General features: G+C 39.0%; 12 protein-coding genes. 5 read left to right on the top strand and 7 right to left on the bottom strand.

Annotated elements, in window-relative coordinates; translation table 11 throughout:
* Positions 1 to 9 precede the first annotated feature (9 nt).
* Genes BUA72_RS18305 through BUA72_RS18285 form a run of 5 tightly spaced genes read left to right on the top strand, consistent with a single transcriptional unit; the run spans position 10 to position 5,943 of the window.
* Positions 10 to 1,590 (top strand): glycosyltransferase family 9 protein, encoded by a 1,581-nt coding sequence (locus tag BUA72_RS18305; protein ID WP_072924452.1) that lies wholly within the window; start codon positions 10 to 12, stop codon positions 1,588 to 1,590.
* Positions 1,591 to 3,240 (top strand): ABC transporter ATP-binding protein, encoded by a 1,650-nt coding sequence (locus BUA72_RS18300; protein WP_072924450.1) that lies wholly within the window; start codon positions 1,591 to 1,593, stop codon positions 3,238 to 3,240.
* The gene (locus BUA72_RS18295; RefSeq protein WP_072924449.1) at positions 3,206 to 4,102 is read left to right on the top strand and encodes a DUF6734 family protein; all 897 of its coding nucleotides are present in this window, start codon (positions 3,206 to 3,208) and stop codon (positions 4,100 to 4,102) included. The genes BUA72_RS18300 and BUA72_RS18295 overlap by 35 nt, the downstream gene beginning before the upstream one ends.
* Positions 4,086 to 4,613, top strand: coding sequence for a hypothetical protein (locus BUA72_RS18290; RefSeq protein ID WP_047451133.1), 528 nt, complete (start codon positions 4,086 to 4,088; stop codon positions 4,611 to 4,613). The genes BUA72_RS18295 and BUA72_RS18290 overlap by 17 nt, the downstream gene beginning before the upstream one ends.
* 4 nt (positions 4,614 to 4,617) lie before the next feature.
* Positions 4,618 to 5,943 carry a condensation domain-containing protein gene (locus tag BUA72_RS18285; RefSeq protein WP_072924447.1) on the top strand — a complete coding sequence of 442 codons (1,326 nt, stop codon included), beginning with the start codon at positions 4,618 to 4,620 and terminating at the stop codon, positions 5,941 to 5,943.
* 184 nt (positions 5,944 to 6,127) lie between these two features.
* On the opposite strand, the gene BUA72_RS18280 is transcribed toward BUA72_RS18285, so the two are convergent.
* The 7 genes from BUA72_RS18280 to epsC form a co-directional block, all read right to left on the bottom strand.
* The gene (locus tag BUA72_RS18280) at positions 6,128 to 7,657 is read right to left on the bottom strand and encodes a TSUP family transporter (RefSeq protein WP_228407918.1); all 1,530 of its coding nucleotides are present in this window, start codon (positions 7,655 to 7,657) and stop codon (positions 6,128 to 6,130) included.
* Between the two features lie 2 nt (positions 7,658 to 7,659).
* Positions 7,660 to 10,536, bottom strand: a complete 2,877-nt coding sequence (locus tag BUA72_RS18275; RefSeq protein ID WP_072924446.1) for a TonB-dependent receptor — start codon at positions 10,534 to 10,536, stop codon at positions 7,660 to 7,662.
* A 135-nt stretch (positions 10,537 to 10,671) separates the two neighbouring features.
* Complete coding sequence (locus tag BUA72_RS18270; protein WP_072924444.1) at positions 10,672 to 12,345, bottom strand: NADPH-dependent assimilatory sulfite reductase hemoprotein subunit; 1,674 nt, start codon at positions 12,343 to 12,345, stop codon at positions 10,672 to 10,674.
* Positions 12,346 to 12,363: 18 nt separating this feature from the next.
* A complete protein-coding gene (locus BUA72_RS18265; protein ID WP_072924442.1) occupies positions 12,364 to 14,073 on the bottom strand; it encodes a diflavin oxidoreductase in 1,710 nt (569 codons plus the stop codon).
* Positions 14,063 to 14,908 carry a uroporphyrinogen-III C-methyltransferase gene (gene cobA / locus BUA72_RS18260; RefSeq protein ID WP_072924441.1) on the bottom strand — a complete coding sequence of 282 codons (846 nt, stop codon included), beginning with the start codon at positions 14,906 to 14,908 and terminating at the stop codon, positions 14,063 to 14,065. Before cobA ends, BUA72_RS18265 begins: the two co-directional genes overlap by 11 nt.
* A 24-nt stretch (positions 14,909 to 14,932) precedes the next feature.
* Positions 14,933 to 15,844 carry a cysteine synthase A gene (cysK, locus tag BUA72_RS18255; RefSeq protein ID WP_072924439.1) on the bottom strand — a complete coding sequence of 304 codons (912 nt, stop codon included), beginning with the start codon at positions 15,842 to 15,844 and terminating at the stop codon, positions 14,933 to 14,935.
* A gap of 33 nt (positions 15,845 to 15,877) precedes the next feature.
* On the bottom strand, positions 15,878 to 16,708 hold the full coding sequence (epsC, locus tag BUA72_RS18250; protein WP_072924438.1) for a serine O-acetyltransferase EpsC: 831 nt from the start codon (positions 16,706 to 16,708) through the stop codon (positions 15,878 to 15,880).
* Positions 16,709 to 16,710: the final 2 nt, after the last annotated feature.

Here is a 16,710-nt window from a genome sequence, read left to right as displayed (position 1 = left end):
TGAATCATTTTGAAAAAAAACATATTAATACTGCTGGATTTTCACTGCCTTTTCAAAGAAGGCAGCTGGGATCTTGATATTATACGTCAGTTCATTGCGGTATTACATATGTTTAAGCAGGATAAAATAACGCTTATCGATCGTGATGATAAGGTGTTTTCTGCCATCATTTCTAGCATCGGAGCTATAGAAACAGAAAACATAGTGCATAAAAACTATTTTGATGAGGCTTTACTGGATCATTATGATATCACAATGGCGCATTATAAACTGGAGGCAGACTTTATTTCATTAAGCAGCAAAAGAGAACTGCTCAATTCCTTTTATTTTTTTAATAATAAATCGAATCCTAATTTACTGTTTCCCAGCATTTCTGTGTATATAAGAGAAAATAATACTGTTTTTGATTTAAAAATGATCAATGAGCAGGTTCAAAGTGTGGTAGAGAAAATGGGTCCTGCGATTTCTTCAGAAAGCATTGAACCCGTACTGGAAAAAGAAAAAATTTCAAAAATCTGTATCATCTGTGATTTTAATCAAAGGTTCTTCATTGGAGACAGCTGTTTTTGGTATTATGACCTGAATCAGAAGCTTCATATTTTAAACCGGATCAATGCTCTTCCTAAAAATATAGACATCTACATCACGGGTGTGCAAAATTATTCAGAAATAAAAAGAATCTTTAGTTCTTCATTACCTGAAAACGTACAATTTTATAATTCCTCTGTTAAAAACATTGATTTTGAATCCTATGATTTAGTTGTTGTTGAGTATTTGCTCTATCTCGATGTAAAAGCCCTGACAGGCAATAAAAAAGAAAATATCTTAACCTATACTTTCCCTTTAAACAGTGAAAAGATAAAAGGACTGCAAAGCATCTCTTTCGCGAAATATTTCCCGTTTCCGGACATTAAGGATCAGCTGCAGTACAACAAAAAATACTATAATAATATTGAGATAAAAAACGAAGAAATTGATTTTGCAAATCAGTGGCTGGAATTACACGGAGTAGAAAAAAACGACAAGGTATTTGCCCTTAACAACGCCGCCTCACAATCTGAAAAAATGATTGATGGTGCCGCATTGCTGAATATTATTCAGTGGCTTACTGAGGAGAAAAAATATAAAGTTCTGATGTTTGGCCATGATCTGACGGTACAGGACACACTTGAAAACGTTTTGGATATCAGCACCTACAACCGCATTATTTTTCCGGGAAAGATGGAATTAAGAAAAGAAATGGCCCTTATGGCCTCAGATTATGTACACGGATTACTGTCGCCCTGCACCGGTCTTGCGCATTTATTCAACGGAATCAATTATTATCTCCATCATATGGCAGGAAAAGAAAAGAAAAAATGCATCGTATATACCGGTAAACAAACCTATACAGATGATTATCACCCTTTAAAATGGTGGAATTTTAAGTATGTAGACTGTCTCTCCTATATTCATACGGATGATCAGTACTTTTTAGCGGAAAAAAAAGATCTTTTAAATATCAAAAATTTTGATGAAGTATCCGTACCTCCTAAAAATATACCTTATGTAATGTTACGCAATAAAATTGACGAAATTCTCCTATCATAAATGTTTAAATTTTATTACCATATCGTTAAAAAATATACCAGCCAATACCTTTTGCTGATCATATTATTCACCATTACTAATGGCTTATCATTAGTAACCCCTTATGCGCTGAAAATTATCATCGATAAAACGATACCTCACGGAACGTATAACGATCTGGTTCAAATCATTCTCGTGCTTTTGGCCTGTTATATCATACGAATAGGGCTGGCTTTTTACTCAGGTATTTTATATGTGAATGTAAGCCGGAGAATCGTTGCAGACATACGGAGAATCCTGTATAAAAATTTACTGAATAAAGAGACGTCTTTTTTTAAGGAAAGCAAGACGGGAGAACTTATTTATTTTCTTACGAATGATGTAGACAAAGTGCAGAACTTTTTCTCATCGACTCTTTTGAATTATATTAATAATGTCATGGTCGTAGTGGGAGTTATAAGCGTGATGTTCTATTTTAATGTCAATCTTACCCTGATAAGCCTTGTCATTTTTCCTTTTGTGATCATTAATACCTTTCTATTAAAAGGGAAAATAAAAGAAAGCTATCTGAAATTAGTAGATATTGAAGGAAATATTTACAATTATTTCTTAGAAAGGATTCGAAACATCAGAGTATTAAAGAGCAATAATGTTTTCCCCAGCGAAATCCAGACTCTTAACACCTATCATGATCAGTGGAGAGCCCATGCTGTGAAAAATACCTACTGGAACGGAATCAGTTCGAACATTACCACTTTCCTTATCGCAATAGGTCCTCTGATTGTCTTGTTGTACGGAGGAAAACTGATCTATTCTAAGGTATTGACAATCGGGACGCTGATTGCTTTTATCCAGTATTTAAACAGAATATACGCTCCTATTATTGCTCTTGCCGTGGGCGTAAACGAATTTTTCCAGTCAAAGGTTTCTATGAAGAGGATTTATGATAATATTGACCCGACCCGTGAAAATGACTTTTCAGGAGAAGAAATAGAGCAAGTCCAGTCTATTGTCCTAAAAGATATCGCAGTACAATATAATGATAAAATTATCCTCCACAATTTCAATTATACCTTCAAAAAAGGAAAAACCTATGGCATAAAAGGGAAAAGCGGAATTGGGAAAAGCACCATGGCGAATCTCATAATGAAATTTGTAAAAAGTGATTCCGGAGCTATTTACATCAACAATATTCCTCTCGAGAAGGTGAAGAACCTTTACTCTATCACAGCGCTTATTGAAAAAGAAAACCAGCTTTTTCATGATACGGTAAGCAACAACATCCGCTATGGCTCAGAAGAAAAAGAAAATACAGACATTGAAGAAGTCCTTCGTATGAGCTGTCTGTCGGAAGTTGTGAATAAATTATCTGACAGAGAAAATACAACCATCACCTTCAGCGGCAGTATGCTCTCTGATGGGGAAAAACAAAGGATTGCCATAGCAAGGGCTTTTCATAAGCAGCCGGATATCATCATTTTTGATGAAGCTACCGCATCCCTGGATATCAATTTGGAATACAGCATCATTCAAAGTATAAGAGAAAAACTGCCGCATGCTATACTGATGATTATTTCACACAGAAATAATCTGAATGAGTTTTGTGATGAAATAATAGATTTTGAAAAAATAACCCATGAAAATAATACAAAGCTACTGGTCACATCCTGACCTCTCTACCAGAAATCAGAGAGAATTTATTAAACTCAATCTCAACAAGTATATGACATTTGCCCTTAGTGTTCTGAGAGCAAAAAAATTCTACGATCAGGTAGAGCTGTATACGGATAACGTTGGAAAAGAACTGCTTATCGATCTGCTGGAATTACCGTACACAAAAGTTCACGTATGCCTCGATGATCTTACGGAAAAATACGGAGAATACAGCCATCTTTGGGCACTCGGGAAAATTTATACATATTCCTTACAGAATGAACCTTTTTTTCATGTAGATAATGATGCTTTTATCTGCAAGCCTCTTGATGATTTTCACAATGCACCTATCGTTGCCCAATCTTTTGAGCGGAATAACGGGCATCATAAATATAATCTCAAAAAACTTAAAAAACAGCTGGCTTTTCTTCCGGAAGTCCTTGATACCGATTCGGAAATGCTAAAAGACGGATCTCAATATAATGCAGGAATTATAGGAGGAAATGATATCGCTTTTTTTCAGGATTTCTGTCGGACTGCCTTTCAGTTTATTGATAAAAATCTAGATATTCTAAACGATCTGAAAGGTGAAAATATCTGTTTCCCATGCATCTTTGAACAGTATCTGTTTTCCTGTATGGCCCATCAAAAAGGGATTGAAGTGAAAACTTTATTACCTATATCGGACACGCCTTTGGATAATTTTAACAGCCTGCTCGATTTTCATGACAAACAGAACATTCTATTCATCCATCTGATAGGAGATCATAAAAAAGAAGCCCATAATATGTGCCTGGTAGCCGAAACACTGTGGCAGGAATTCCCTGAGTATTATGATAAAATAATCAAAAAATATAACGCATATGAAACTACTGTGTAATGAAATAAAGACCGCCTGGACTAAAAATAACGTCTCTGATTCATCCATAGAAAAGGAGATTATGAAAATGGAAGATGAAATCAGGAGTCATATGAAACCTCTCACCGGTGATGAGCTCTTGTCATTTGAGAAAGATCATCTTTCAGAAGCCAACCGTATCCTTCATCTGTCTAAAAAAGATTTTTTGAATGTAAAATTTCAGTGCAATCCTTTTGTGGTTGTATTCAACAGTGAATATACCTACAATAGTGAGAGAACTGAAAAATCAATCGCTTTAATCCCGAAATTTATTGCTTTTGCCGAACCCAAGATTCTTCCGCTTTATCTTACGTATGAAAGACGGTTTTTTACTCAGTTTCATTCATTACCCGCATCGTTTTCCGGTTCTGATTTAATAGAAAAAAGCATCAAAAAAAATGGTATTGAGCACCAGGAATACTGGGAAGGTTTTTATGAATATATCTTAAAAAGATTTTTATCATTTTTTCTAATAACCCCTATAATTAATTAACGAAATGGAATCAACCTATCATTATCCTTTTATCCGGCAGATAAAAGATTTTTACCGTTACAGAGCACAGGGAAATATTTTTCTGGAAGTGGATGTACATTTCAGAAAAGCAGATCTGAATAAAATAAACACGTCTATCGCTAAGCTTCACAAAAAATACAGCCTGCTGAACTGTCAGTTTATTTTGAGGGATGATATGCTTTATTTTGAAGATACCGCAAAAAATACGGATGGTTATTTTAAAGAAATTCCGGAAAGCAGTCCCGTTAAAAATCCTAATGACTACTTTCACCCGTTAAGGATCATCAATCAGTCTTTAGACATTCATAATGTGCCTCTTATCTATTACCATCTCTATAAAAATGATGAGTTCATTATCTTCAAAATCTTTGCCCATCATATGCTTTGTGATGCCAATGGTCTGCAGAAAATAAAAAATGACTTTATCAGTTTCTATAATGGAGCAGAAGTTACGGAGGTTTACAATTTCGGAGAATATGCTGTTAAAAGAAATAATAAATTATTCAAATCCCTGGAAGACAACTACAAATACTGGAAAAATGTTCTTTCAGAATATGATGACTCTATCATCTCCCCTATAGACTTTAGCCTTTTTAATTCCCAAAGCTATGGTGAGAAAATATCATCGTTGGTACACGCATTTTATTACACACCTACAGATGAATATTCCAGACAGGGGAAATCTTATCATGACAGCTTTTTTATAGATCAGTTTCAGGACGTACAGTCTGCCATGCAGAAAATAAAAGTAAGCTGGATCAGTATATTTATGCTGGCTTTTTCTAAAACAGTCTACGCGTATCAGGGAAAATCTTTAATAGGGCTTCTGGTTTCGGGGAAAAATGATGTCTTTTCAATGAACAGTATTGGAGAATACTCTGGAGAATGTTTTTATCCTGCCGAAGATAAAGCCTTGAATTATGATCATATACTGGCCACAACCAATTCGTTTATGACCGTATCCAAACATCTCATTTTTAATTATGCTTTATTGAATTGGGATGAGAAAAAATTTTTCAGGACCGTCTGCAAATCGTTCATTAATTTATCAATCGTAGATCAATTCACCTGTGAAGAGGAAAAACTGAAGACATTTGAAAATATTGATTTAATCTTCCTTGAACTGGAACCTTTATTTTTTATGTCAAAATCTGATGGCCTGGTCTATATCAACTGGAGATTTAATACGTCAAAAATCAGTGAACAGACGATGAAGCAGATTGCTGAAGATTTTGCAGAGAACTTCCGGAAATGCTTAAACATATGTTTAAAAACTCAGGACAGACCGGAATTAAGCGTAAAATCTTAGTTGCGGCGAATGATCATACTTGATTATGAAGTCCGCTCTGTCAAAAACAAAAGGCATCACACTATGTTGATTTTCAAATACTAATATCCTATTTGGAAACTTATAAACAGACAGGTGATGCCTCATAAACCGCTTACTATTTAAAATCCCTGATGAGTCCGAATCTAAATTCAATAAGGACCGGTTATGCTAATGATTTTACAATCGTAATCAGACTCATAACAATCACCACGACCCCTACCACGGCAAACATTTTCTTAGCCGGAAGCCGTGACGTAAACATCGCTGAAAAAGGTGCCGTAAAAACGCCTCCCAGAAGAAGACCCAGCACAATGTTCCAGTGATGGATTCCGATGGTGAAAATAAAGGTTAAAGCACTTACAACGGTCAGTAAAAACTTAGCCAGCGTCGAACTTCCCACTACATAACGCGGCGTTCTCCCCTCTTTGATCAAAGTTCCGGTAACTAATGGCCCCCAACCGCCTCCTGCAAAAGAATCAATAAATCCACCAACCAATCCCAATACTCTGAGATTGGTCCTCTTTTTCCGTATCATTTTTCCTGTTCTTTTATCCTTTCCTTTAAACGCATTTCTAAGAATATTGATCCCTAAATACAAGGTATAGCACGCGATGACTGGCTTTACAATGTGAGCATATTTCTCTCCGAAATGAGACAGTGCAAACGCCCCAATAAAAGCGCCCACAGCCGCCACAGGAAAAAGAATCCAGACCATTTTTTTGTTGACATTTCCTAATTTGTAATGGCTGATACTTCCAGCAGCTGATGTAAATGACTCTGCAGAATGAATACTTGCACTTACCACCGGCGGCGGAACATTCAGCATCAAAAGAATGGTGGTACAGATCACTCCGTATCCCATTCCCATAGATCCGGCAACCACCTCAGCCAGAAAACCGGCCAGCAGCATCCAGTAAAAAATATGCCCGTCTTTACTCAGGAAATCCTGAATATCTCCGGACAGATTGAACTGATAAATGATTAAAGCTAATACCGCAACAAGAGTGAAAACGCCTATTATACCGAGATAAATATTCGCTCTTCTCTGTGCTGTTTTCGTGATCTGAATCAGTTTTTCCATCTCTAGTTTTGTTTCTTCAGGCTGAATGGTTTTTTCACCTAAATAATCCGTGGTCAGCCGGTTCAGTTCTTTGACTTTGTAGGTAAAATCTCCTTTTAACTGATTCCGGATGTTCTGCATATTATCCAGCAATCCCTCCATATCTTCATCGGGAATGGTTTCTGTTAAGATTTCGCGTAACCGTTTAGCCACCGTTGGAGATTTTCCATTGGTTGAAACGGCAATTTTAAGATCTCCTTTTCTGACGATAGAACCCAGATAGAAATCGCACAAGCCCGGTTTATCAGCAATATTCACCAATGTATTATTCTGATGAGCCCTGCTGCGGATCTGCTCAGCCAGAATAATATCATTAACGGCTACGATAGCAATATCAGCGCTGTTAAAATCATTATCTGTGTACGATCTTTCATGCAGGGTAAGATTGGGATAATTCAGCTTCAGATCTTTAACCTGATTATTGATTTCTTTTGCAACCAGTTTAATACGTGCCTTGGGAGAATTAGCCAAAACAGACTGCAGTTTTTCCAGAGCAATGTTTCCGCCGCCAATGATCAGCAGAGATAATTCCTCGAGCTTTAAGAATATGGGATATAAAGAGTTACTCATCATATTTAAAGTTTTAGATCATAGGTGAATGCCAGATAATACAGTCCTCCCACCTCAGGTCCTGCGGCATATTGAAGGTATCGGCGGTTAAGAAGATTGGTCGCTCCGATTTTAACGCTGGCTTTTATTTCAGGGATTCTCCATGTTGCCTGAGCATCAATGGTATAGTAGGAAGGAATATTTCCGGAAGCCAGCGGACTTTCCCATAAGAAACTGTCCTGCCATCTTGCGGCCACTGTAAATCCGATGTTTTTGATAATTTCCCTGTTTCCAACACTTAGATTGACCGCCCACTTAGGCGTATTAAAAGCTGTAATAAACAGATCTGAAGTATTGGTTGAAATAAGGTCGTTATAAGACACGTTTACATTGACATTATAATTTTTCACGAGGTTATAACGGATGCCTAAAGAAGTACCAAAACTTTTGTACTTACTGGTACTGTTGGTATATACTCTGTACCGGTCCTGCTTACTTCTGTCCAGCATCGCTAAGACCGCATTATCGCTTCCGATATTTTCATTTTTGGGTACCGCTACTTCCACCTGTCCCAGAAAACCTTCATAGATGTTGTAGTAAAAATCCCAGTCGATAACCAGTCTGCTATTGAAAAGGGCTGATTTATACCCAATTTCAAAAGACGTCACCTTTTCCGGCTGTAATTTGGGAAGATTGGCCGCCGTTAAAATATTTCTGTTTTTCAATGCAGACTGATTTTGGTTTGTTCCTCCGTCTACGTCTTTATTCACGGCAGAAATAAACTGATCGATAGAAGCCAGCGTATAGGAGTTTTCAAGATAACCCAGTCCATCATTAGCTTTGGTAAGCCCGCCTACTCTTCTTACATTCCCGTTATTAACGAATGACAATGCTTCAAATAAAGAAGGAAAACGATAGCCATTTTGGAAAGAAGCTCTGAAATTATGCTCATTAACCGGAGAATAAACCACGCTCAGTCTTGGGTTTAATTTTGTGTCAAACTCAGGATTTCTATCTGCGCGAAGGGCCAGATTCACTTTTAATTTATCCTGGAAAAAAAGCTTGGTAAGCTGGACAAATGCACCGTATTTCTGATAAATAACATTGTTCCCGAAGGTTCCGTCAGACAGAGGAATATTTCTTTCGCTAACTGGTCTGTCAAAATCAACAAAGTTATTTCCGTCAGGTGTGATGCTGTAAAGTCGGTAATCTGCTCCTGCAAGAAAGCTGAAAACCTTTACAAATCGCGTGAAATCATAGGTAATTTCGCCCTGATAAAAACGGGACTTCTGTTCAAGCTTTGCACCTCCTGTGGCAGGCGCTCCCACAATTCCGGAATTGGCTGAATCCCAGTTATTAATCCCGATAATGGTGTTTTTTAACTGCTCAAATGCCGCTGTCCCCGGAATCACTCTGTTTTTATCTGCTGCCTGCCTCGCCAGAATAAAAGCATCATTCAGATTGACTCCTGAATTAAGCCTGTCCTGTAAAGTCGTCTGAAAGATATTCCTCCAGTTGGTATTGGAAAGATTCGTAAGATCCAGATTATCAGCCAAAGGCTTCAGATTATAAGAATCTCCGGTATTCTCTATGGAAACATAGGCTCTGAATGTCAATTCTTTACCTGTCAGCTCTACTTTATGGTTCTGAACCGTTGCATTCTGAAGACGGATCTTGTTCCCCCGCTGAAAAGTGCCGTCCAGCAATCCATAACGGTAGACATACGATGTTCTCCACTGATCTCCGAAACGATAGTATAATCCTGCATCAAACTTTATATTCTTCACTTCAGGACTTATCAGATCCTTTTCGTAATAGCCTGTTCTTGATACATTAAAAGTGGTTGGCTTTCCATTGTAATTCACTTTTACCGATGTCCTGTTGTTTCTTTCGTCACCGTATTTATTCCAGAGATCTTCTGCGGGATTATTGGTGAGAGAAAAATTGGGATTTGCTGTAATCAGTGAATTGGGGTTCTGATCTGTGCGGTTATCCGAGATCCAGTCTACGCCGCTGAAATAGGAAGCATTGACCTTTACAGCAAAGTTTTTATTGATGACTTTTGCAATTCTCACTGCACTTTCGCCCAAAGCAGCCGTTTTGTGATTCACATTATCGACATGATTTACTCCACCTCTGAAATACAGACTTACGCCTTCCGAAGTAAACGGATCTTTGGTCTGAAGACTCGCCAATCCGTTAACAGCATTCATTCCATACAGCGCAGAAGCCGCTCCGGGCGTAATCTCCATAGACTGGATATCCAATTCTGTGGGACCTATGGCATTTCCCAGCGGAACACCTAGCGTGGCGGACTGTACATCTACTCCATCCACCAGCTGCATAAAGCGGAAGTTATTTGGAGAATTGAATCCTCTCGAGTTGGGAACTTTTAAAGTAAGGCTTGAGGTTAAAAGCTGTAATCCCTTCACATTCTCTAATGTTTCGTAGAATGAGGCTGCGGGACTTTCCCGGATGGTTTTAATATCAATTTTTTCAATCGCAATCGGTGATCTCAGAATTTTTTCCGGAACTCGGGAAGCTGAAATAACCACTTCATTGATGATGGTATTCTGTGGATTTAATTCGATAGCAATTTTACTGGACAATGAAAGTATTTCGGCAGTATGAGCTGCGAATCCTTCCTTGGTCACTACAATTCTGAAAGGAATTTTCACTCTTGTTCTCAGGTTAAAATTTCCTTCCTGATCGGTTACTGCCGTGTCCTGAGTATGTTCTACCTGGACCTGTACTCCGGCAATGCCTTTATGGGTGTCCGTATGTTTAATGATTCCGCTTACTTCGATAAGCTGCTGTGCCTGTAAAACGGCAGTAAAAGAAAGGGTAAGGAATAAGATAAGACTTATTCTCTGCTTAAGATATTGGTGGGATATGGATTTCACTTGTTTAAAATTTTAGGGTTAAAAATGATTTATGCGTCGTCAATTAATGAACAGCACACACACATTCGGATCCCTAAAAGATGATGGTAGTGTTTTCTGGCACTTTTCTGCCGGTAAAGAATATTGATCATAGTTTTATTGTATTGTTTGTAAATAGCGGTAAGAGAAGTCTCCAAAAGTTTCCTCAGAATGTCTTCCTTCCAAGTAAATTCCGAAAAGTTCATCCAGAGTTTCAAGGATTTCATCTTCGCCGATGTTTTCTTTAAATTTTGTATTGAGACGCATTCCAAGTCTGTCGCCGCCTATATGAAGATTGTATTTTCCGTAAGCCGTTCCTACAAATCCTATTTCGGCATTGGGTGATCTTCCGCAACCGTTTGGACAGCCTGTCATTCTGATGGTGATATCTTCGTCCTGAAGTCCGTATTTTTCAAGAATAGGTTCTATTTTGGTGACTAAAACAGGCAGGTAACGCTGACCTTCCGCTAAAGCCAGTGAACAGGTATTCAGTGCAACACAGGCCACAGAGTTTTTACGCAAAGCACTGGCTTTTTCTGTATAATCAGAGATTCCATGTTCTTTAAGGAGGTTTTCAATGTCTGCCTTATCCTCTTCGCGGATATCAGAAAGAATCAGATTCTGATTACAGGTGAACCGGAAATTCACGTTTCCTGTCTCCGCTATTTTCAACAGCCCTGATTTTAAAGGATATTCTTCTATATCCAGAACCCTTCCATGCTCTACAAATAAGGTGTAAAACCATTTCCCTTCATGATTTCGGGTCCAGCCATAGCGGTCTTTTCTCTGTTCAAACTTAAATTCACGGGCTGGTTCCAGGATAAATCCACATCTTTTTTCAACTTCATTTCTATAGCCTTCAATGCCCAGTTTATCGATTGTATATTTTAATCTGGATAATTTTCTGTCGCTCCTGTTCCCGAAATCACGCTGTACGGTGATAATTTCGTAGACCGCCTTCAGCAGCTTTTCTTCTGTATCTACAAAACCTAAAAGAGAAGCCAGACGTGCATAAGTCGCATCATTTCCGTGGGTAGCACCAAGTCCGCCGCCGGCCGCGATATTGTAACCTACAATTCTGTCATCTTCAACGATGACAATCAGGGCAATATCATTAATAAAAACATCCACATCATTGTTGGGAGGAATGGCAATTCCGATTTTCAGTTTTCTCGGCAGGTATCTGTCCTGATACAAAGGATCTTCCTCTGTTTTTCTGTCGATTAACAACTCATCATCAATCCACAGATCATAATAGGATTTTGTTTTCGGAAGACACATTTCACTGATTTTCCCTGCCAGTTCATACACCACCTGATGCAATGGTGATTCAGATGGATTTGAAGTACAGGTTACATTTCTGTTCACATCACCACAAGCCGCAATCGAATCCAAGTGTTGTAAATTGAAATTCTGGATGGTAGGTCTTACATGAGATTTTAAAATCCCATGCAGCTGAATGGTCTGGCGTGTCGTAATTTTAATCACGCCTGTGGAATGGTTTTCTGCAATTTCATGAAGTCCCGCCCATTGTTCAGAAGTTAAAAATCCTCCCGGAAGTCTTAGCCTGATCATATAGGAATACAGCCACTCCAGTTTCTTAGCGACTCTTTCTTCGCGCCTGTCCCGGTCATCCTGCTGGTACATTCCATGGAATTTGATGAGGGTTTGGTCATCTTCTCTGATGGCTCCGGTAAAATCGTCCAAAAGGCTTTCCTTTAAGGTTCCCCTGAGCCCGTTGCTGCCGGTTTTTATCCTTTCTACCGGCGAAAGGTTATTCTTATCTGTCATATCGTATCCTTTAATGATTTAATACACATCTTTAACATATCTGCCGCTGAGTTCCAGCTCTTCCAGATAATTCTGCGCTTCTTCCGGGCTGTGTTTTCCCTTATCCTGAATAATGTTCAGAATGGTTTTCTCAACGTCTTTACTCATGGGTTCTTTGGCTCCGCAAACATAAAGTGAAGCTCCGCCTTCCAGCCAATGATAGACTTCCTGTGCTTTTTGTTCCAGTTTATGCTGAACGTATATTTTTTCGGCGGTGTCTCTTGAAAAAGCAAGATCAAGATGCGACAGCGTTCCTGTTTTCAGAAAATCCTGAAGTTCGGCCTGGTAAAGGAAATCTGAAACGAAAGTCCTGTCTCCGAAAAAGAGCCAGTTTCTTCCCTCTGCTCCTACAGCATCCCTTTCGTAGAGAAAAGATCTGAAAGGCGCGATACCCGTTCCCGGACCAATCATAATGATATCTTTCTCCGGCTTGGGAAGTCTGAAATGTTTGGCTTCCTGAATATAAAATTCAATATCTTCTCCTTCTTTAAATTCTGCCAGAAAACCGCTACACAGTCCGTTTTGTTTTTTATCATTGATGAAAAACTCTGATTTAGCGACTGTGATATGAATTTCAGTATCTCCGTGGGCTTCCAGTGAGGAAGAAACAGAATATAACCGCGGCGACTGGCCGGTTAAAACAGGGATCAACTGTTCAAATTCATCCGCATTTTTTACAGGATAAATTCTCAGCAAATCGAGAAGACTTAATCGTACTTCCGGAATAGAATGTCCTGTGATCTGTGCATATTGAGCGACTGTTGTTTTAAGCAGATAGCTGATATTAAGATGTTTGTAGAGCAATTCTTTTGCGCTGGCTGTAATTTTTGCCGTTTTAATCTGCTTTTCAGGATCAATTCCGGTTAAGCTAATCATTTCTTCAACCTCATCTTTTGAATTGAAAGCGATCACGCCCAATGCATCACCGGGACTGTACACCAGAGGTTCTTCGGTTTCTATTTCTATATGATAGGTTTCCTTGTCAGAGCCTATATCATTAAGATTGATGATGGTTGAAATCTTTCCCTGATATTTTTTTCTTCCTGTTGATGTTTTTACAGCAACCGTAGTTTTCTGGCTGCTTTCTTTCGTTTTATTGGTAACATCCAGAATATGTTCGGCCCAGGTATGAGCTTCCTGTTCATAATCGATATCACACCTTTTTAAAGGAAGAATTCGCTGTGCTCCCAATACTTCAAAACGGGAATCGATGTCTTCGCCTGTTTTGCAGAACAAAGGGTAGCTGGTGTCTCCTAAGGCAAGAACTCCAAATTTCAAATGACTGATATTCAAATCATTTTCATGAATGTGGTCATAAAATTTCTTCGCCAGAACAGGTGGATCACCTTCTCCCTGAGTGCTGATAATGATGAAAAACAAATCTTCTTTGGCAAAATCTTTCGGTTTGTACTGGGAAAGGTCTGCCAGTTTTACCTGCACGCCTTTTTTCTTGATCACTCCCGCAAGTTCAACTGCCAATTTCTTACTGTTTCCGGTTTCAGTGCCATACGCAAGGGTAATTTTCTTTGGAGAAACGGTATCGGTATCAATATCCGACGTAATCTGATGTTGTACGGCTGCAGATATTCCGGCAATTCCAGCGAGAAAACCACTGGCCCAGACCGCTTCATCTCTTGAAAAATCTCCTGATATTTCTTTAAGGGCTTTTAATTTAGTTTCAGACAGCATATTCCAGTATATTTTGATGGTTGGAGACTAAGGTTCCGTTCGTTACAGATTTAAAGTAAATCCCTTCCTGTATAGGCGATTCAAGCCACGAAAATTCTTCATGCAGATTCACCACCTTCCCTATCACCACCAATGACGGAGATACAAAGTCTTTATTTCCAAAGTTTTGCTGAAAATCTTCTAGAGAAGAGGTGTAGACTTTCTGATAAGGTGTAGTCGCCTGCTCTATGATGGCAATTTTTTTATCTTCCGTTTTGCCCAGGGTCAGAAACTTTTCTACCAGGCTGTTCAGATTTCCTTTAGACATATAAAAAACCAGTGTGTCATCGGATGTTCCGAGCTCTTTCCAATAAGCATCGCTTAGAATTTCTTTTTTATAATAGGTCAGAAAACGGACGGATGTCGCATATCCTCTGGCTGTTAACGGTATTCCTGCATACGCCGCTGCTCCGGATGCTGCAGTGATTCCCGGAACAATTTCAAAGGCTATATGATACTCTTTTAACGCTTTCAGTTCGTCTAAAACATTGGAAAAAAAGGAGATATCCCCACCTTTGAGTCTTACCACAGTTTTCCCCTGTAAAGCATAGTCTACAATCAGGGTATTGATATGGGTCTGAGGTGTAGAAGCATTTTTGCTGCATTCTTTTCCAACATAGATGATTTCGGTATTCTTACTCGCGTAACGGTCTATTATTTCAGGACTTACGAGACGGTCACACAAGATGATATCAGCTAAGGCAATGGCTTTTACGGCCTTTACAGTGATCAGATCAGGGTCGCCGGGTCCTGCACCCACAAGGTAAACCTTTGGTGTTGTATTCAGTTTTTTCATTTTAAATCTTCTTATGGATGTTATCTAGAAAAGTCCTTCGATGGACAGGTATCTTTCGCCCGTGTCATAATTCACGGTAAGTACAGTGGCTCCTGCAGGGATCTGAGGAAGTTTTTTCGCAACTGCAGCTAAAGCAGCTCCTGTAGAAATTCCCACAAACAGGCCTTCTCTTTTAGCGGCTTCTTTAGTGAATTCAAAAGCTTCGTCTTTATTGATCTGTACAATTTCGTCCAGCAGTCCGGTATCAAGGATTGACGGAACAAATCCCGCTCCCAAGCCCTGCAGCGGATGTGGTGCCGGAGCTCCTCCACTAAGAACCGGGGATAATTCTGGTTCTACAGCAATCACTTTAAGGTTAGGATATTTCTGCTTCAATACCTGTGCAAGTCCTGTGATGTGTCCGCCGGTTCCTACCCCTGTGATCAGGTAGTCCAGTCCTTCCGGAAAGTCTTTCAGAATTTCCTGAGCAGTGGTTTCAGCATGAACTTTAACGTTAGCAGGATTGTCAAACTGTCTTGGGATCCATGAATTTGGAGTTTCTTTTGCCAGTTCTTCCGCTTTTTCAATGGCTCCTTTCATTCCTTTTTCTCTTGGAGTCAGAACGAATTCTGCTCCGTAAGATTCCATAATTTTCCGGCGTTCCAAACTCATACTTTCGGGCATCACCAGAATAAGCTTATAGTTTTTTACAGCAGCAACAAGAGCAAGTCCAATGCCTGTATTTCCGCTGGTAGGTTCTATAATGACGCTGTTTTCGTTCAGCAAGCCTTTAGCTTCAGCATCTTCTATCATGGATAAAGCAATTCTGTCTTTGATGCTTCCTCCGGGATTGGCTTTTTCCAGTTTGATCCAGACTTCATGTCCGGTATCAAAAAGCTTATTAATTTTTACGACCGGGGTATTTCCGATGGTTTCTAGTGTGTTTTGGAACTTCATACCGATTCAATTTTATATTGTTTTTTGTTGTTTTTATATCACAAATGTTAAAGATTCAGGAAGAGTTCCGTTATCTTTTATTTTTATTTCACTTTTATGATAGACCAGAGAGCCGGAAGGAACGTTTTGTGTGATCCATACATTTCCTCCGATGATGCTGTCTCTTCCTATGGTTGTATTCCCACCCAAAATAGTGGCTCCGGAATAAATAATGACATGGTCTTCAATATTGGGATGCCTTTTCTCATTGGCTTTATCCTTTGAAACATTCAAGGCTCCGAGCGTTACGCCCTGATACAGTTTGACATGGTTTCCGATCTCCGTTGTTTCTCCAATTACAATTCCGGTTCCGTGGTCGATAAAGAAATATTTTCCAATCACCGCTCCCGGATGGATGTCTATTCCGGTTTTGCTGTGGGCATACTCTGATATCACACGGGGCAGAACTTTTACCTTTTGAATCCAGAGCTCGTGGGAGATCCTGTACACATACGTGGCAAAAAAGCCGGGATATGAGAGGAGGATTTCTTCCAGAGATTCTGTAGCGGGATCAAATTCTAAAATAGATTCGGCATCCAGAATCAGTGTGCTGTAGATATCAGGCAATGTAAGAAAGAAGCTGTCAGTCTGTTCTTTACCAAAAACCTCATCTTCCGAAGCATTCTTTATCAGATCAAAAAGAATTGTCTGCACATTTTCAAACCTGTCATGAAGCTGATCTTCCGTATTGATTTTTTCCGGAAGAAACAGGATATTATACAGGTCCGTAACAAAACTCTCCATCTTACTTTTGTCAAAGAATCCCTGAGAACTGCTCTGCTTTTTTTCAAGGATTTTCTTAATAAAATGCTCTGAAACTTTCATGT

Source organism: Chryseobacterium sp. OV279, assembly GCF_900128945.1.
GTDB lineage: Bacteria > Bacteroidota > Bacteroidia > Flavobacteriales > Weeksellaceae > Chryseobacterium.
Note: the sequence above shows the minus strand (reverse complement) of the source record. Positions and strands in the feature narration are given on the sequence as shown.